A 17,707-nucleotide genomic window follows, 5' to 3' on the forward strand; every position below is an offset into this window, starting at 1 on the left:
CTCGTCTCGGCGGTCGAACTCCCGCCGCCGACCAGGCGCGTTGACCGTCCGCGGCTCAGCCGGAACCGCCTAGGAACTTCCGGCGCAGGACACTAGGACGCCGCCGTGCGCAGGCCCTGTACGTCGATCTGTTCCGTCTCGTCGTGGGCCGTGAGGTCGATGACCTGGCCGACGCCGCGGGACGCCTCGTCGGCGCGCTTGAACTGGGACTCGGACTCGGCCTTGTGCAGCGCGAGGGCCTCCTGGCCGACCACATCGGCGAGGTCCTCGTTCTGCACGGCCTCCAGGGCGTCCGCGCCCTTCTCCGTACCGAAGAAGTCGAACCCGCCCTCGACAGCCGCCCGCCGCTGCGGCGCGGCCGGAACGACGGCCACGGCGGTGGGCACCGTGAAGTGACCGGCCGGCGGAAGCGCAGGCAGCGCGGGCAGCGCCGACGGAGCGACCTGCTCCGCCTGAGCCACATGCCCCAGGTTCCCTACGTGCCCCACGCGCCCCGACGGCTCCACCCGCGTCAGCTCACCCACCCCCGTCGGCTCCTCCGCCCGCGCCGACCTCGTCGACCGTGCCGGAGCGAAGACCGCGGGTACGGGCTCGGCGGCCGCGCGCTCATGCCCGCGGACGGCCACGGACCGCCCCGCCGCGTCGTCCTCCTCGACGGTGAGCACCGGAACCGGCTCATCCTCCGCCTCGGCGGAACGTCCCTGCCGAGTGCCCCCATCGGTCGGCCCGTCCGGGTCACCCTTGGGGGAAGGGCCCTTGGGGGAACCGTCCTTCGGCCCCCGGCCCTCGGCGGTCTCGGCGGCGGACTCGGCGGGGGCGGACTTGGCCACAGTCGCTTCGACCGACTCGTCGGCCTGTACGTCTACGTCAACGGAGTCGTCAACGGACTCGCGCTCGGTCTCGGAGGGCTCGGACGCGTGCTCTTCCTCGGTACCGGCTACTTCGGGCTCGGCATCGGCATCGGCCCTGGCGTCGGCGCGGGCGTCCACCTCGGCACCGGCCTCGCCCTCGACCCCACGCCCAGCCTCGGACTCGACCGCCCCCTCGACCGCGAACGCGGTCTCGGACCCGAACCCGGCCCCGGACGCGGTCTCGGACACGGACGCAATCTCGGATCCATCCTCGGAGTCCACCGCAGCCACGAACTCGCCGTCGGCCCCAGACACAGCCGCACTCTCGGCCACGGCCGCATCCTCAGCCACAGCCTCGACCACCACGTCGGCACCGGCCGCAGCCGCACCGTCGCTCGCGACCGGAACCCCGGCCCCAACCTCAGCCTCAGCCTCAGCCTTGGTCTCAGCTCCAGCCCCAGCCCCGGCTTCCGTCTCAGCCCCGGCCGCGCCCGAGCCCCTCGCCGAGCGCCGCTGGGTGATGATCCGGTCCAACGCCGAGTTCGCGCGCAGGAAGAGCGAGGAACCGGCCGGCGAGAACACCGCGGGAACCGGCTTCCTCGCCCCCGAGCCCTCCTCATCGGCCTCGACCTCGGCGTCCCCCTCGGCAGAAGCATCCACACCGGCATCGGCAGAGGCAGAGGCAGAGGCAGAGGCAGAGGCAGCCACAGCCTTGCCCTTCGCCGCCTCGGCCGCAGCCCTGGACGCCGCCTCCCACGAAGCCCAAGGCGCCCCCGGCGCGGGAACCCCCTGCGGCGGCACCTGCGAAGCCTGCGCCGCCGCGGTGGCCTCGTCGCCCTCATCCGCACCCGCGTCCGCGTCCGCACCGGCCGCCGGCAACGCCCGCGCCCCCTCGGGAACGGTCGCCTCGATCTCCAGCAGGCGGCGGCCCTCCAGGGCACTGGCCCGCTCGGTCTCGGCGGTGGCGTAGCGGCGCAGCAGCGCGGCGTGCTCGTTGCGGAGGTTGGCCAGTTCGGTGCGCTTGGCGCGGAGCTTGTGCTCCAGCTTGGTGCGCAGCTCGCGTGACTCGTCGAGGTCGGTCTCCAGTTCGGCGGCCTTCTCCTCGTGACGCCACTCGTCGCTCGCCCGCGCGCGCGTGAGGTCGGCGACGCGTTTGCCCGCCTCGACATCCCAGCGGCGCATGACCGCCGCGCCCACGGCCGCGGTCGCCGCGGCGACGGCGGCGGTGACCCGGAGAACCGCCGGCTCGGAGAACAACCAGGGCCCGAGGGCGCAGACGAGCGAGACGCCTGCGATCGCCGTGGGGGGCAGCAGCCTGTGCAGAGGCGGTGAATGGCGGTGACGTCCACGTGGCATGGCCAGAAACTTACCGCGCGTAGGCGAATGATGGTGCCCCGGGCAGTAAAAACTCAGCCGCCCCCTAACCTCTCACAAGCCCTCACAAGCTCCGTCACCGCCAGTGCACCATTGCGCCCACCGGCGACTCCTCTACTGGATCAACCCCTTTGAATCCAGATACGCCTTGGCCACATCTGCTCCTTTCCGTCGCCGGGAAATTCCGCGAGCACCGGCCGCGCATTCGGCAAGGCCACCGAAGACCGTCGGCCACCCTCCACGACGGCCCCGCACGCCCCCTCACCGGTCGCTCAACCGCCCGCTGATCCACTGCAACGTCGCCGGGATCTCCCGCCGCCACGTGTTGAAGTTGTGCCCGCCGCTGTCGAGGATGATCGACGAGATCCGGGTCGGTTGCTTCTCCTTCGCCAACTCGATGAACTTGAGCGTGGCCCTGTAGTTGGTCTCCCCTTGTTTGCTGCTGGTGACCAGCAGAGAGGTGTCCGGCGCCGGACGGTGCTTCAGATACCAGAAGAGGTCCGCCTCGTTCCGCAGCGTCTTGTTCCCCTGGAAGAGATCGCCGGTCGTCGCGTCGATCGGCGCCTTGTAGTACGGCGAGAGGCCCGCCCCGGCGGCGTACACCCGCGGGTGGTGCATGGCGAGTTTCAGCGCGCAGTAGCCGCCGGTCGAGTCGCCGATGATTCCCCAACTCCCGGGGTTCTTCCCGACCCTGTAGTGGTGGCCCACGGCGTCCGGCAGGTCCTTGGCGAAGAACGACTCGGTCCGCGGTCCGCCCGGGACGTCCACGCACTCGGTGTCGCGCGGCGGTGCCACGGTCGGCCGCAGCATGACCAGGATCAACGGCTGCGCCTTGCCGTCGCGGGCCAGCTTGTGGGCCGTCTGCGGAAAGTGGAGGCCTTTGACGAGCGCCTCGGCGGTGCCCGGGTAGCCGGTGAGGACGACGGCGGCGGGGAAGGTGCGGGTGCGGTACTCGGGCTGGAAGTACTCCGGCGGCAGATACACGTACGCCGGGCTCGCGATCCGGCTCGTACGGCCGACGATCTCGACCTTCTGGATCTGGCCGCCGACCGCGGGGCGGGCGCCACCGGCCACGTTCACCTGCTGGGTGTCGACGACCCGCAACGGCCCGCCGGTGTCGGCGCCGTCGTGGTCGACGACCACACCCTGGCCGTTCTCCCGGCCGAGAAGGTCGGCCCAGCTGGCGTAGAACCCGAAGGCCTGGTTCGCGACGAGGCCGACCGACGCGAAGACGGCGACCTGCGTGGCCAGCAGTAAGCCGATCCTGCCGCCGACCGCCCGCCAGCCGCTCCGTGCCAGCCGCGGCCACAGCCACACCGTGCCGATGAACAGCAGCACGGCGGACAGAACCGCCAACGCCAGCACCTTGTTGCTCGTAAGACCCATCGGGTTGTCCCCCGCCGCCCTTTCTTTCCCTGACTTGCCTCGGCTTCCCTTGCCTCGGCTTGCCTTGCCCTTTGGTTCAGCTTTCCGATGGAGAGTGAACCTCCGTCCTCAAGACACCGTCCTAGAGGGCGCAATGTCGCCGGATGCCGGAAAGGCACCGGATCCAAGCTCACTCGCGGAACTACGGGATGCGATGTCTGTCAGGACAGATGGGGAAATGTCGGGTGGGGTTCCGGTCCGGTCGGACCGACTCCCGCCGAGCGCCGTCCGGCGCGGATACGGCGTCGTGCGCGGCGCGCTGCGCGGGCCGCGCCCCGAGGCCGTGCCCGCCCTGGTCGCCAGGGCCTGCACGCTCGTCGGGCTCGTGGACATCGCCGCGGGTGTGTTCCCCCGCTTCCGGAACAGCCGTATGCACACGCTGGCCGAGGTGCTCCCGGGAGCGCTCGGCCCGTTCGCGGCGGCCCTCTCACTGAGCGCGGGCGTCCTGCTGCTCCTGCTCGCCCACGGCCTGCGCCGGCGAAAACGGCGAGCCTGGCGCGCGGCCGTGATCCTGCTGCCGGCCGGGGCGATCGCCCAGTTCACGTACCGTCACTCGCTCGTCGGCGTCCTCGTCTCGCTCGCGCTGCTCATCCCGCTGCTGCGCCACCGCGACGAGTTCCGCGCCCTGCCCGATCCGACCAGCCGCTGGCGGGCGCTCGCCAACTTCGTGCTGATGGGCGCCGGTTCGATCGCCCTCGGCCTCCTCGTCGTCAGCGCCCACCCCGGGCGCATGGTCGGCGACCCGAGCCTCGCGGACCGTCTCGAACACGTCCTCTACGGCCTGTTCGGCTTCGAGGGCCCGGTCGACTACGCCGACAACACGTCCTGGACGGTGGCCTTCTCCCTCGGCGCCCTCGGTCTGCTGACCGCCATCACCACCATCTACCTGGCCTTCCGCCCCGAACACCCGGCGGCCAGCCTCACCGACGACGACGAGGTACGGCTGCGCGCCCTGCTCGACAGGCACGGCAGCCGCGACTCCCTCGGCCACTTCGCGCTCCGCCGCGACAAGGCGGTCGTCTTCTCCCCGAGCGGCAAGGCGGCGGTGACGTACCGCGTCGTCTCCGGGGTGATGCTCGCCAGCGGTGACCCGATCGGCGACGTAGAGGCCTGGCCCGGCGCGATCGAGCGCTTCATGGACGAGGCGAAGGCCCACTCCTGGACCCCGGCCGTCATGGGCTGCTCGGAGACGGGCGCCGAGGTCTGGACCCGGGAGACCGGCCTCGACGCCCTCGAACTGGGCGACGAGGCGGTGGTGGACGTCGCGGATTTCTCCCTCGCCGGGCGCGCGATGCGCAACGTGCGTCAGATGGTGAAGCGCATCGAGCGGCTCGGTTACGAGACCCGGGTACGGCGCGTCCGTGACCTCGGCGAGGCGGAGCTGAACCGGATCCGCCGCGCCGCCGAGGACTGGCGCGGCACCGACACCGAGCGCGGCTTCTCCATGGCGCTCGGCCGCATCGGCGACCCGGCCGACGGGAACTGCCTCATCGCCACCGCCCACAGGATCGAAGGGGCGGCGCGAAGCGCCTCAGGTAGGGCGGTGGTGGGAGACGGGTGGGCGGAGGAGACTCCGGGGGCGTACGGCGATCTCAAGGCCGTACTCCACTTCGTGCCCTGGGGCCCCGACGGCGCCTCCCTGGACCTGATGCGCCGCGACCGCTCGGCGGACCCCGGTATGAACGAACTCCTCATCGTCGCGGCCCTCCAGGCCGCCCCCCGCCTGGGCGTCAGGCAGGTCTCCCTGAACTTCGCGATGTTCCGCGCGGCCCTGGCGCGCGGCGAGAAGATCGGCGCGGGACCGGTGCTGCGCGCCTGGCGCGGGCTGCTGGTCTTCCTCTCCCGCTGGTTCCAGATCGAGTCGCTGTACAAGTTCAACGCGAAGTTCCGCCCGCGGTGGGAGCCGCGCTTCGTCGTCTACGCCACGTCCCGCGACCTGCCCCGCATCGGCCTCGCCGCGATGCAGGCCGAGGGGTTCGTGAGCCTCGCCCTGCCTCGCGTACTACGCCGACGGGCGAAGGCTCCGGCGCCGTGCGCCCATGCGGTGCGCTCCGCGGGTCACGCCGCGTGACGCTCCGCCGGAAGCACCGTATGAACAGTGCGGGCCGTCCGTGACCGGTCGCGCCCACGCGGCGGAGCCGCATAGAGACACAGCCCCGCGCCCCTGACGGGGCGCGCGCCGGAAACCCTTACGTCGCCCGCGCCGCCCCGCCGTTCGTGTCGTCGTCCTCCGGGAGCTTGCACACGCGCTCCAGGAAGAAGGCGGCCACTATGACGGCGATGCCCGCGAGGACGGAGAACCCGGCGTAGATGGCCTGGTCGCGGCGGGCCGGGATGTCCAGGGACTCCAGGAGGAAAACGCCGACGCCGCCGTACATCCCGGAGACGAGGGCGGCGACGAGGGCACTGGCCTGGCCGAAGACGACCGCGCGGGCGGCCATCAGGGGCTCGACGCCCTTGGCGTCGGACCGGCGCTCCCGCTGGGCCTTGAGCCGGTTGCGGATGGACAGCGCGGTGGCCGTCAGGACGGCGGCGATCAGGGCGAGCACGATGGGCGCGGCCAGCGGGACGCTCGGCAGCGTACCCACCGAGTTCCACAGCCGGGCCCCGGCCCAGGACAGCACCCCCGCCACGACGAACACCGCGGCCAGCGTCCTGATGCGCAGCTCTTTCACGATGCCCCTTCGACGAGCCCGATGGTCCACGGAAGCCGGAATCCACGGGCGCCGGGTGGTCGGCCCGGCCGGTGATCCCGACGGTGTCGGGATGACCCCGACCCGGTAGACCTTAACGACTACTCGGGCAGGTGGAGTTCCAGGTCGGCGCGGGGCGACACGCCCTCACGGGTGATGCCGTCGAGGAGCAGGGCGACCGGGCCGCGGCCGGCGAGCTGGGCCTCCGGCTCGACGTCGTGCCAGGGGGCGAGGACGAAGGCCCGTTCGTGCGCGCGCGGGTGCGGCAGGACCAGCGCCGGGTCGTCGGAGACCACGTCCGCGTACGCCACGATGTCGACGTCCAGCGTGCGCGGCCCCCAGCGCTCGTCCCGCACCCGGTGGAAGGCCTCCTCGACCGCCTGGGCGCGCTCCAGCAACGAGGAGGGGGGCAGGGTGGTCTTCAGGACGACCACCGCGTTGAAGTACGAAGGCTGGCTGCCCGGCGTCACACCCCACGGCTCGGTCTCGTACACCGGCGACACGGCCTTGATGCGGACGCCGGGGGTGTCCTCCAGCGCGTCGATGGCGCCCTGGAGGTTCTCCAGCCGGTTGCCCAGGTTCGAGCCCAGGGAGATCACGGCCCGGCGGGGGTTGTGCAGGGTCGTGTCGGCCTCGTCCACCTTCTGCACGACGGAGGCGGGCACCGGCTGTACGGTCGGGTCGCTCTGACCCTCGGTGAAGAACGCGGTCATACTCGGCTCCGGGTGATGGTGACGGTCACGTCGTCGAAGGGGACGGTGATCGGCGCGTTCGGCTTGTGGACGCCGACCTCGACCTCCTGGACCCCGTCGTGCTTCAGGCACGCCCGGGCGATGCGTTCGGCGAGCGTCTCGATGAGGTTCACCGGCTCGCCCTCGACGATGGCGACGACCTCCTCCGCCACGATCCCGTAGTGCACGGTCTTCGCCAGGTCGTCGTCGGCCGCGGCCGGCCGGGTGTCCAGGCCGAGCGTGAGGTCCACGACGAAGGTCTGGCCCTCCTCGCGCTCATGCGGGAACACCCCGTGGTACCCACGGGCCCTGAGGCCGCGCAGCGCGACACGATCCACGCGAATCACTCCTGCAATCGTCGGACAGTGCTTTCCGGGGCTGTATCCACGGCGGCTTCGCCGCGGGCCCGGACCCCAGCCAATGTCATCCGCGTCATCCGTATGCGGTCGGCACACCGGCCACCTTCGAATCTACCTGCGGGCACTGACAGCGCTCACCCACGGAAGGCTCGGGTCCACCCTTGTACAGGCAGGGTTCACCGAGCGTTTCCCGCAGGGAACACGGTGGCTCACGGGTCGGAAGCCGCCCATACCCGCGGCCCCGTGTTCCCCATCACTCCTCGGCCCTCGCGGACCGCCTACCCACTCAGGAAGGTGAGTCGTCGCCCTCGTCGTCATCGGACTCGGTCAGGACCGGGGAGCCGTGGTGCGACCAGAGCTTCCAGCCGTCGGATGTGCGGCGGAACACATTCGTGGCGACCACCAGCTGCCCCACGAGCGGCCCCAGCTCGTCACTGCCGTCCGGCGCCGGACCCCCGCTGAGGATGTTCTCGGTGCAGGTGACGAGCGCGGTGTCACCGGTGACCGACACATGCACGTCGGTGAGGAAGAACTGGATGTACTCCGTGTTCGCCATGATCAGCGCGTACGACCGCAGCACCTCGCCGCGCCCGGTGAGGACCGGCCAGCCGGGGTGGACGCAGGAGATCACGCCGGTCTCGGCGGGGTCGTGGTACTCCTCGTCCACGTCCACGTCGGCCGGGGTCAGCCAGAGCGAGGAGAGCGTCTCGAAGTCGCCCTGTTCCATCGCCTCGTAGAAGGCCCGGTTGGCGAGTTCGACCTGTTCGACGTCGGTGTGGGAAGCGCTCACCGCTCGCGGGCCCCTTCGATGGCGCGGGTCACCCGGACCGCGTCGGCGGTCGCGCGGACCTCGTGCACCCGGACCGCCCAGGCGCCCACCTGGGCGGCCAGGGCCGACACGGCGGCCGTGGCGGCGTCCCGTTCGCGGGCGGGCGGCGGGGCGCCCTCCGGGCCCGCCAGGACCCGGCCGAGGAACCTCTTGCGGGAGGCGGCGACCAGCAGCGGGTGGCCGAGGCCGTGCAGCCGGTCGAGGTGGGCGAGGAGGGTGAGGTCGTGCTCGGCGTTCTTGGAGAAGCCGAGACCCGGGTCGACGACGACGCGGTCCGCCGCGACACCGCCCTCCAGAACGGCCTCCACGCGCGCGTGCAACTCGTCCAGCACCTCGGCGACCACGTCCTCGTAGACGCCCTTGACGTTGCCGCCCTCCAGGAAACCCCGCCAGTGCATCACCACGAAGGGGGCGCCCGCGTCGGCGACCACCGGAATCATCGCGGGATCGGCGAGGCCGCCGCTGACGTCGTTGACGAGGGCGGCGCCGGCGGCGAGGGCCTGCTCGGCGACGGAGGCTCGCATGGTGTCCACGGAGACGGTGACGCCCTCGGAGGCCAGTCCCCTCACGACGGGGATGACGCGCTTGAGCTCCTCGGCCTCGTCGACGCGGGCGGCGCCGGGACGGGTCGACTCACCGCCGACGTCCACCAGGTCCGCTCCCTCCCCCACCATGACCAGCCCGTGCTTGACCGCCGCCGTGGTGTCGAACCAGCGTCCGCCGTCGGAGAACGAGTCCGGGGTGACATTGACGACGCCCATGACCGCGCAACGATCCCACAAGGGCATTCCGGCCACCTGGCCGCGCCGGTTCTGCTTGCTCATGCGTCAAGCCTAGGCCCCCGCGGCGGGGGCGATTCGCCGCTCCCGGAGCAACAGGCCGGTCAGTGGGCCATGATGAGGCTCATCGCCTCGTTCCGGGTCGCCGCGTCCCGGAGCTGGCCGCGCACCGCCGACGTTATGGTCTTCGCGCCGGGCTTGCGGATGCCCCGCATCGACATGCACATGTGCTCGCACTCCACGACCACGATCACACCGCGCGGCTCCAGGATCTCCATCAGCGAGTCGGCGATCTGCGTCGTCATCCGCTCCTGCACCTGCGGGCGCCGGGCGTAGACGTCCACGAGCCGCGCCAGCTTCGACAGACCGGTGATCTTGCCGCTGGTGGACGGAATGTACCCGACATGGGCGACGCCCCGGAACGGCACCAGATGGTGCTCGCAGGTGCTGTACACCTCGATGTCCTTCACGAGCACCATCTCGTCGTGGCCGAGGTCGAACGTCGTGGTCAGCACGTCCTCGGGCTCCTGCCACAACCCCGCGAAGATCTCCTTGTACGCCCGCGCCACCCGCGCCGGCGTCTCCTTGAGCCCCTCCCGGTCGGGGTCCTCTCCGACCGCGATCAGCAGCTCGCGTACGGCGTTCTCGGCACGCTTCTCGTCGAACTCGCCGATGGTGCCCGCACCGTCCAGCGTCACGGGGTCGGTCATGTCGTGCCTCGCTCCTGAGCCTGCGACGCGTACGGGTTACGCGTCTCGTCTTTCGGCCATGTTCCGGTCATACCAAAATGCCGTGCCCCCCAGGCTAGAACCAGGGGGGCACGGCATCCATTCCGGGCCTGATGAGGCGGCCGGGTCCGGGAGCCGCGGCTCCCGGTGGCCGGTTCTCACCGGGTTCGGTGTCAGCTCTCCGGACTCTCCTCCGGCGTCGCGTCGACGGGCGCCTTGGCAGTGATCGCCGGCGTCGCGCCGTTGCTGCCGTTCGTCAGTGCGAGCTCCCGGGGGGAGAGCACCGGCGGACGGGTGGAGGGGGTGCGGCGGGAGGAGCCGGTCCAGGCGGGCCTGGCCGGGCGCTTGACGATGGAGGCGAAGATCTCGGCGATCTGCTCCTTGCCCAGCGTCTCCTTCTCCAGCAGCTGAAGCACCAGGTTGTCGAGGACGTCGCGGTTCTCGACCAGGATCTCCCAGGCCTCGTTGTGCGCGTTCTCGATGAGCTTCTTGACTTCCTCGTCCACGAGCGCGGCGACCTCTTCCGAGTAGTCGCGCTGGTGACCCATCTCACGTCCGAGGAATGGCTCCGAGTTGTCGCCGCCGAACTTGATGGCGCCGAGGCGCTCGGTCATGCCGTACTGGGTGACCATCGCACGGGCCAGGCTGGTGGCCTTCTCGATGTCGTTCGAGGCGCCGGTGGTCGGGTCGTGGAAGACCAGCTCCTCGGCGGCGCGGCCACCCATCATGTAGCCGAGCTGGTCAAGCATCTCGTTACGGGTGGTCGAGTACTTGTCCTCGTCCGGCAGGACCATCGTGTAACCGAGGGCGCGGCCCCGGGACAGGATGGTGATCTTGTGGACCGGGTCGGAGTTCGGCGAAGCCGCCGCGACCAGGGCGTGACCGCCCTCGTGGTACGCGGTGATCTTCTTCTCCTTGTCCGACATGATCCGGGTCCGCTTCTGCGGGCCCGCGATCACGCGGTCGATCGCCTCGTCCAGCATGTGGTTGTCGATCAGCTTCCGGTCGCTGCGGGCCGTCAGGAGCGCGGCCTCGTTCAGGACGTTGGAGAGATCGGCACCCGTCATACCGGGGGTGCGGCGGGCGACGGCCCCGAGGTCGACGTCGGGCGCGACCGGCTTGCCCTTCTGGTGGACCTTGAGGATCTCCAGACGGCCCTGCATGTCCGGGCGGTCGACGGCGATCTGGCGGTCGAAGCGGCCCGGGCGCAGCAGCGCCGGGTCGAGGATGTCCGGGCGGTTCGTCGCGGCGATGAGGATCACACCGCCCTTGACGTCGAAGCCGTCCATCTCGACGAGCAGCTGGTTCAGCGTCTGCTCGCGCTCGTCGTGACCACCGCCGAGGCCGGCGCCGCGGTGGCGGCCGACCGCGTCGATCTCGTCGACGAAGACGATCGCCGGGGCGTTCGCCTTGGCCTGCTCGAACAGGTCACGGACCCGGGAGGCACCGACACCGACGAACATCTCGACGAAGTCGGAACCGGAGATCGAGTAGAAGGGGACGCCCGCCTCGCCGGCGACGGCACGCGCCAGCAGCGTCTTGCCCGTACCGGGCGGGCCGTAGAGCAGCACACCCTTGGGGATCTTGGCGCCGACGGCCTGGAACTTGGCGGGCTCCTGCAGGAACTCCTTGATCTCGTGGAGCTCCTCGACGGCCTCGTCCGCGCCCGCGACGTCCGAGAACGTCGTCTTCGGGGTGTCCTTGGTGATGAGCTTGGCCTTGGACTTCCCGAAGTTCATGACCCGGGAGCCGCCGCCCTGCATCTGGTTCATCAGGAACAGGAAGACGACCACAATCAGGACGAAGGGGAGCAGAGACAGCAGGATTCCGACGAAAGCGTTCTGCTTGGTCGGAGAGACCGTATAGCCGTCGGGAATCTGCTTGTTCTGGAACTTGTCCTGCAGGGTGTTGGCGAGGGTGACGCCCTGGTCGCCGATGTAGCTCGCCTGGATCTTCGAGCTGCCCTCGATCTTCTGGCCGTCCTTGAGCTGAACCTTGATGGTCGACTCTTCGCCGGTGGTCAGTTTGGCTTCTTTGACCTTGTTGTCATTGATCGCCTGGACCACCTGGCCGGTGTCCACCGTCTTGTAGCCGCCGGACGAGCCGACGACCTGCATCAACACGACCACGGCAAGGACGGCCAGCACGATCCACATGACTGGCCCACGGAAGTATCGCTTCACGTCCATCCATACGGAGCGGTGTCGCCCCGTCCCTCCTGCCATAGTGAGTTTGATAAAAGACTGTTCTTCGGACGGTACCCCAGCATTGTCACCCGAAGCCGCAGGGGACTGTCGGCAATCCCGTCCTCGCATGCTTCAACGGCGCGAAACCCGCTGGGGTTCCCGAACGTCTTACGGGGGTTGTTCAGCCGCCGTAGACGTGGGGCGCGAGCGTACCGACGAACGGGAGATTGCGGTACTTCTCGGCGAAGTCGAGGCCGTAGCCCACGACGAACTCGTTGGGGATGTCGAAGCCGACCCACTCCACGTCGATGGCGACCTTGGCGGCGTCGGGCTTGCGCAGCAGGGTGCAGATCTTCAGGGACTCGGGCTCGCGTGAGCCGAGGTTGGAGATCAGCCAGGACAGGGTCAGGCCCGAGTCGATGATGTCCTCGACGATCAGGACGTGCTTGCCCTTGATGTCGGTGTCGAGGTCCTTGAGGATCCGCACCACACCCGAGGACTGGGTGCCCGCGCCGTAGGAGGACACGGCCATCCAGTCCATGGTGACCGGGGTGGACAGCGCCCGGGCGAGGTCCGCCATGACCATGACCGCGCCCTTGAGGACTCCGACGATGAGCAGGTCCTTGCCCGCGTACTCCGCGTCGATCTTCGCGGCCAGCTCGGCCAGCTTCGCGTCGATCTCTTGCTTGGTGATGAGTACCTCTTTGAGGTCGGCACCCATGTCTTTCGCGTCCACCCGCATCACTTTCGGTCGGTCGTCCCAGGGCCGCTCCCGGACGCCCGCGTCCCGTGCGGGGGCTCGGGGCCCGTGTGAGGGGCCCCTTCGGCGTCCGGTTTCAGCCTTGCCGAATCACCAGTCTGCCACCCTGCCGCTGGGCGACGACCCGGCCGGGGAGATTGATGGCCCCCTGACCGCGCCAGCCGGTGATGAGACGGTCGACCTCCTCGATGTGCCGGGCGAAGAGGGAACCCGCCGGGGCACCGGCCTCGATGGCGGCCCGGCGCAGGATGCGGCGGCGTACGGCGGGCGGCAGGGCGTAGAGCTTCGCGCACTCCAGGAGGCCCGCGGCGTCCCGGACGGCAGGCTCGGCCTGGCGGGCCCAGGTGTCGAGGGCGTCGGCGTCGTCCCGGGAGAGCTGGGCCGTACGGGCGAGGGCTTCGACGACGCCCTTGCCGAGTGCCTTCTCCAGGGCGGGCAGGCCCTCGTGGCGGAGCCTGGACCTGGTGTAGGCGGGGTCGGCGTTGTGGGGGTCGTCCCAGACGGGCAGCGACTGGACCATGCAGGCCTTGCGGGCGGTCTGGCGGTCGAGCTGGAGGAAGGGGCGGCGGTAGCGGCCGTCGGCCCCCGAGACCGCGGCCATACCGGACAGGGAGCGGATGCCGGAGCCGCGGGCGAGACCGAGCAGGACGGTTTCGGCTTGGTCGTCGCGGGTGTGGCCGAGCAGGACGGTGGTGCCGCCGTGGCGCTCCAGCGCGGCGTCCAGGGCGGCGTAGCGGGCGTCGCGGGCGGCGGCCTCGGGGCCGCCGTCACGGCCGACGGTCACGGCCACGGACTCGACCGGGTCCAGGCCGAGTTCCCGAAGGCGCAGCGCGACTTCCTCGGCGCGCAGGTCGGAGCCGGGCTGCAGACCGTGGTCGACGGTGACGCCGCCGGCGCGGATGCCGAGCTTGGGCGCCTCGAAGGCGAGGGCGGAGGCGAGCGCCATGGAGTCGGCGCCGCCGGAGCACGCCACGAGCACGAGCGGCTGCTCGTGTGCGGCGGACCGCGGGTGCGCGGAACCCGGGCGCGTGGACGCGCTGCGCCTGCCCCCCACAGGCACGGCCGCGGGGGGTACGGCCGTGGGGGGCGTGGGAGCCGGTCGTGCGCCCGTGCCGGACGGCGCGCCGGGGGTCGCGCAGGCGGGCGCGTGAAGGGTGGTGTTCGTGTGGCGTTCGGTGAGGAGGTCGTGGAGTACGCGGCGGACCGCCAGGCGTATCGCCGCGACCGCGGGGTGGGGACCCATGTCCGGTTCCCTTCATGAAATTGTCGGGGGGTGAGCCCGGGTTCGGTCACTCAGAGTGTGTAGATGGTGACAGAACCGGGCCGTTCCCCGAGCATTGCACGCCTACCCCTCGCTCACGGTCCCTCGGACGGGTGATTGGAGGGGCGTTTGCCTGCCGTCGGCCGGATTCGTTCACCACGCTCACGCGCGGCTCACGACTCCGCCTTGCGATGCACCCGCGCGATCCAGTCCGCCGGTTTGGCGATCTCCGCCTTGGTCGGCAGGGTGTTCGGGGAGGTCCACACCCGGTTGAAACCGTCCATGCCGACCTGTTCGACGACCGCCCGTACGAACCGCTCGCCGTCCCTGTACTGCCTGAGCTTGGCGTCCAGGCCCAGCAGCTTGCGCAGGGCCTGGTCCAGGCGCGAGGCACCCTTCGCGCGGCGTTGCTGGAACTTCTCGCGGATCTCGGCGACCGAGGGCACGACGGCCGGGCCGACCCCGTCCATCACGTAGTCGGCGTGGCCCTCCAGGAGGGACATGACGGCGGTCAGCCGGCCGAGGATCTCGCGCTGGGCGGGGGTCTGCACCAACTCCACGATCGAGTGACCGTCGTCGCCCACCTCTCCCTCGGGCCGACCACCCGCGAGTGACTGGGCGGCCTCGCGGATGCGCTCCAGGAAGGTCGTGGGGTCGACCTCGGTCTCCCCCAGGAACGACTGGATTTCACCCTCCAGGTGGGCCCGCAGCCAGGGGACCGCCGTGAACTGCGTCCGGTGCGTCTCCTCGTGCAGACAGACCCAGAGGCGGAAGTCGTGGGGCCGCACGTCGAGTTCGCGCTCCACGTGCACGATGTTCGGCGCGACGAGGAGCAGCCGGCCGCCGCCGTTCTCCCCCGCCGGGAGTTCGCGGGTCGCCGGGGCGAACGTCTCGTACTGGCCGAGGACCCGGGAGGAGAGGAACGACAGGAGCATGCCCAGCTCCACGCCGGTGACCTTGCCGCCGACCGCGCCCAGCACGGCCCCGCCCGGGGTGTTGCCCCGACGTTCCTGCATCTTGTCCAGCAGCGGCTTCAGCAGCTCCCGGAAGCCGGCGACGTTGGCCTGGACCCAGCCGGGTCGGTCGACGACCAGGACGGGGGTGTCGTCGCCCGTGTCGGGCAGCATCCGGGTGAAGGCACGGACGTGTCCCTCCGACGCCTTCGCGTGTCGACGGAGCTCGGCGACGATGGCCCTGGCCTCGTCGCGGCTCACCTCGGGGCCCGGCCGCACGAGCCGGGTCGCGGTCGCCACCGCGAGATTCCAGTCGACCATCTCGGCACCACCGATACGAGTCATGTTGTCAACCGTACGTGAGCGCTGCCGCTTGGGGCAGGCCGTGACAGGTGGGGGTGTCTTGGGGCCGGGGGGTACGTGCGGGTGGGTCGTGGTTGCTCGCGCAGTTCCCCGCGCCCTTTCATGGCCTGCGGCCAGTTCAAGGGGCCGCGGTCCTTGGCGGGCGAACCTCAGCGGCAGCCGCACATCGCCAGGGCTGAGGTCGCTTCGGTCAGGGCCCGCTGGGCCAGGTCCTTGTTCGCCTCTTCTGTCTCCGTGGCCAGGAAGGCGAAGGCCAGGAGGCGGCCGTCGGCGTCCACGACCGTGCCGGCGAGCGTGTTCACGTTGCTCAGGGTGCCGGTCTTGGCGCGGACGACGCCGGTGCCGGTGGCGTCGGTGGGGTAGCGGGTGCGGAGGGTGCCGGTGAAGCCGGCGACGGGGAGGCCGGTGAGGACGGAGCGGAGTTCGGGGTGGGAGGAGGCCGCGGACTCGGCGAGGAGGGTGGTGAGGAGGGCGGGGGTGAGCCGGTTGCCTCGGCTCAGGCCGCTGCCGTCTGCGAACTCGACGCCTTCGAGGGGCAGTTCGAGCGTCTTCAGCTCCTTCTTGATGGCCGCCGCGCCGCCTTCGAAGCTCGGCTGCTCACCCGTCGCGAGCGCGACCTGGCGGGCCAGGGCCTCGGCGATGTCGTTGTCGCTGTTGGTGAGCATGCGCTCGACCAGGGTCGACAGGGGTGGGGAGGAGACCGCGGCGAGTTCGTCGGCGTCCTTGGTGGCCTCGACGGAGCCCTCGGTCTTCGTCTTGATGCCCCGCTCCTCCAGGAGGTCCGCGAACTTCGCGGTCGCGACCGCCGCCGGGTTTTCGTCGCGGTCCGCCGGGCCGCTGGACGAGTCGTTGAGGCGGGCCTCGTCGGCCATGAGGGGGACGACGAGGGCGAGATTGTCGTTCTCGCCGATGGTGTGCTGCTCGGGGCCTTCGTAGAGGGAGGCGTCGTAGGTGAGGGTGATCTCGTTCAGGTGTCGCTTGTCGAGGGCGGCGGCCGTCCCGTCGGCGAGGGTGCGCAGGCTCGCGTAGCCGCCCGTGTCCTTGTGCGCGGTGAGGGTGGGGTCGCCGCCGCCGACCAGGACGACCTCGGTGGAGTCGGGCTCGAGGACCGTGCGGGTCTCGATGCGGTGGTCGGCGCCGGCCGCCGAGAGGGCCGCGGCGGCCGTGGCGATCTTGGTGGTGGAGGCGGGGGTCAGGGCGTCGTCCGCGTTCTGGTCGTAGAGCTGCTCGCCGGTCTCGACGTCCACGACGGCGGCCGCGCGGCGGGGGCCCAGGACCGAGGAGTTCAGGAACGGGTCGAGGGCGGCCGCCAGGGCGGCGGACTCGGGCGTGGAGCCCGCGCCCGAGGCGCCGCCGAGGCCGGCGAGCACGGAGCGGGCGCTGGGCGCGGGCTTGGGTGCCCCCGCCGCCGTACCGGAACCACGTCCGTGATCTGCGCCACCCTGGCTGTCGCGCGATGCCGCCCAGTCGCGCTCGGCCGTACGCTGACCGGAGGAGTCCCAGGGTCCGGCGGCGGCCACCGCCCCGGCCGAGAACACCAGCCCCAGGGTGGCCGCGCCGGCGGTGAGCTGGAGGGTCGTGAGCTTCTTCGTGTTCCTCGTGAGCTGCGAAGAGCGTGCCGTGACGGCGCTCGTGACGCGTACGACGCCGGGTTTGACCACCTGTGCGACGCGCGCGGCACCGGGCTTCACGGCGCGCGTGACGCGCGCGATCCCCGGTTTCACGCCGCGCGCGACCCGCACCACATGCGGTCTCGCGGCCCGCCAGACCTTCGGCTCCGGCACGACCACCAGCCCCTTTCGCGATCACCCACCTGCGTGAGGGACACTTAACCACCAGAACTATGTGTTGATCATGGAGGAGCCACCGGTGGAGTTCGACGTCACGATCGAGATTCCGAAGGGTTCGCGGAACAAGTACGAGGTGGACCACGAGACCGGTCGGATCCGCCTGGACCGTCGACTCTTCACCTCGACCGCCTACCCGACCGACTACGGATTCGTCGAGAACACCCTCGGCGAGGACGGCGACCCGCTGGACGCGCTGGTCATCCTGGACGAGCCGACCTTCCCGGGCTGCCTCATCAAGTGCCGTGCGATCGGCATGTTCCGGATGACGGACGAGGCCGGCGGCGACGACAAGCTGCTGTGCGTCCCGGCGACCGACCCGAGGGTGGAGCACCTGCGTGACATCCACCACGTCTCGGAGTTCGACCGCCTGGAGATCCAGCACTTCTTCGAGGTCTACAAGGACCTGGAGCCCGGCAAGTCCGTCGAGGGCGCCGACTGGGTCGGCCGCACCGAGGCCGAGGCCGAGGTCGAGAAGTCGTACCTGCGCTTCAAGGAGCAGGGCGGTCACTGACCCCGGTCTTGTTGTCGGCTGTTCTCGCGAACGGGCCGCGTGTCCCCTTGAGGG

The 17,707-nt window shown here is 70.8% G+C and carries 15 protein-coding genes; 2 read left to right on the top strand and 13 right to left on the bottom strand.

Annotation, left to right across the window (positions count from 1 at the left end):
* Positions 1–92: 92 nt before the first annotated feature.
* Positions 93–2,207 carry a hypothetical protein gene (locus ACFU53_RS38790; RefSeq protein WP_384003826.1) on the bottom strand — a complete coding sequence of 705 codons (2,115 nt, stop codon included), beginning with the start codon at positions 2,205–2,207 and terminating at the stop codon, positions 93–95.
* 279 nt (positions 2,208–2,486) lie between these two features.
* Positions 2,487–3,611, bottom strand: a complete 1,125-nt coding sequence (locus ACFU53_RS38795) for an alpha/beta hydrolase (protein WP_384003829.1) — start codon at positions 3,609–3,611, stop codon at positions 2,487–2,489.
* Between the two features lie 217 nt (positions 3,612–3,828).
* Between ACFU53_RS38795 and ACFU53_RS38800 the strand changes: the two genes are divergently transcribed.
* Positions 3,829–5,721, top strand: a complete 1,893-nt coding sequence (locus ACFU53_RS38800; RefSeq protein ID WP_384003832.1) for a phosphatidylglycerol lysyltransferase domain-containing protein — start codon at positions 3,829–3,831, stop codon at positions 5,719–5,721.
* A gap of 118 nt (positions 5,722–5,839) precedes the next feature.
* On the opposite strand, the gene ACFU53_RS38805 is transcribed toward ACFU53_RS38800, so the two are convergent.
* The 11 genes from ACFU53_RS38805 to dacB all read right to left on the bottom strand — a co-directional run bounded on the left by ACFU53_RS38805 (position 5,840) and on the right by dacB (position 17,082).
* Positions 5,840–6,325 carry a DUF3180 domain-containing protein gene (locus ACFU53_RS38805; protein WP_384003834.1) on the bottom strand — a complete coding sequence of 162 codons (486 nt, stop codon included), beginning with the start codon at positions 6,323–6,325 and terminating at the stop codon, positions 5,840–5,842.
* A 119-nt stretch (positions 6,326–6,444) separates the two neighbouring features.
* Entirely contained in the window at positions 6,445–7,056 is a 612-nt protein-coding gene (folK, locus tag ACFU53_RS38810; RefSeq protein ID WP_384003837.1) for a 2-amino-4-hydroxy-6-hydroxymethyldihydropteridine diphosphokinase, read from the bottom strand.
* On the bottom strand, positions 7,053–7,412 hold the full coding sequence (gene folB / locus ACFU53_RS38815) for a dihydroneopterin aldolase (RefSeq protein ID WP_384003840.1): 360 nt from the start codon (positions 7,410–7,412) through the stop codon (positions 7,053–7,055). The genes folK and folB overlap by 4 nt, the downstream gene beginning before the upstream one ends.
* 307 nt (positions 7,413–7,719) lie before the next feature.
* Positions 7,720–8,223, bottom strand: coding sequence for a nuclear transport factor 2 family protein (locus ACFU53_RS38820; protein ID WP_384003843.1), 504 nt, complete (start codon positions 8,221–8,223; stop codon positions 7,720–7,722).
* Complete coding sequence (gene folP / locus ACFU53_RS38825; RefSeq protein ID WP_384003845.1) at positions 8,220–9,086, bottom strand: dihydropteroate synthase; 867 nt, start codon at positions 9,084–9,086, stop codon at positions 8,220–8,222. Before folP ends, ACFU53_RS38820 begins: the two co-directional genes overlap by 4 nt.
* Positions 9,087–9,145: 59 nt before the next feature.
* Positions 9,146–9,751, bottom strand: a complete 606-nt coding sequence (folE, locus tag ACFU53_RS38830) for a GTP cyclohydrolase I FolE (protein ID WP_384003848.1) — start codon at positions 9,749–9,751, stop codon at positions 9,146–9,148.
* A gap of 191 nt (positions 9,752–9,942) precedes the next feature.
* Entirely contained in the window at positions 9,943–11,958 is a 2,016-nt protein-coding gene (gene ftsH / locus ACFU53_RS38835) for an ATP-dependent zinc metalloprotease FtsH (protein ID WP_384003851.1), read from the bottom strand.
* Positions 11,959–12,136: 178 nt separating this feature from the next.
* Positions 12,137–12,697, bottom strand: coding sequence for a hypoxanthine phosphoribosyltransferase (gene hpt, locus ACFU53_RS38840; protein ID WP_037702465.1), 561 nt, complete (start codon positions 12,695–12,697; stop codon positions 12,137–12,139).
* A 94-nt stretch (positions 12,698–12,791) separates the two neighbouring features.
* Positions 12,792–13,958 (bottom strand): tRNA lysidine(34) synthetase TilS, encoded by a 1,167-nt coding sequence (gene tilS, locus ACFU53_RS38845; protein ID WP_384003854.1) that lies wholly within the window; start codon positions 13,956–13,958, stop codon positions 12,792–12,794.
* A gap of 191 nt (positions 13,959–14,149) precedes the next feature.
* Positions 14,150–15,274: a zinc-dependent metalloprotease gene (locus tag ACFU53_RS38850; RefSeq protein WP_384003857.1), complete on the bottom strand. Its 1,125-nt coding sequence runs from the start codon at positions 15,272–15,274 to the stop codon at positions 14,150–14,152.
* A gap of 167 nt (positions 15,275–15,441) precedes the next feature.
* Positions 15,442–17,082: a D-alanyl-D-alanine carboxypeptidase/D-alanyl-D-alanine-endopeptidase gene (dacB, locus tag ACFU53_RS38855; protein WP_384003860.1), complete on the bottom strand. Its 1,641-nt coding sequence runs from the start codon at positions 17,080–17,082 to the stop codon at positions 15,442–15,444.
* 79 nt (positions 17,083–17,161) lie between these two features.
* Between dacB and ACFU53_RS38860 the strand changes: the two genes are divergently transcribed.
* The gene (locus tag ACFU53_RS38860; protein ID WP_020113767.1) at positions 17,162–17,653 is read left to right on the top strand and encodes an inorganic diphosphatase; all 492 of its coding nucleotides are present in this window, start codon (positions 17,162–17,164) and stop codon (positions 17,651–17,653) included.
* Positions 17,654–17,707 lie beyond the last annotated feature (54 nt).

Source organism: Streptomyces sp. NPDC057474, from assembly GCF_042802555.1.
Lineage (GTDB): Bacteria > Actinomycetota > Actinomycetes > Streptomycetales > Streptomycetaceae > Streptomyces.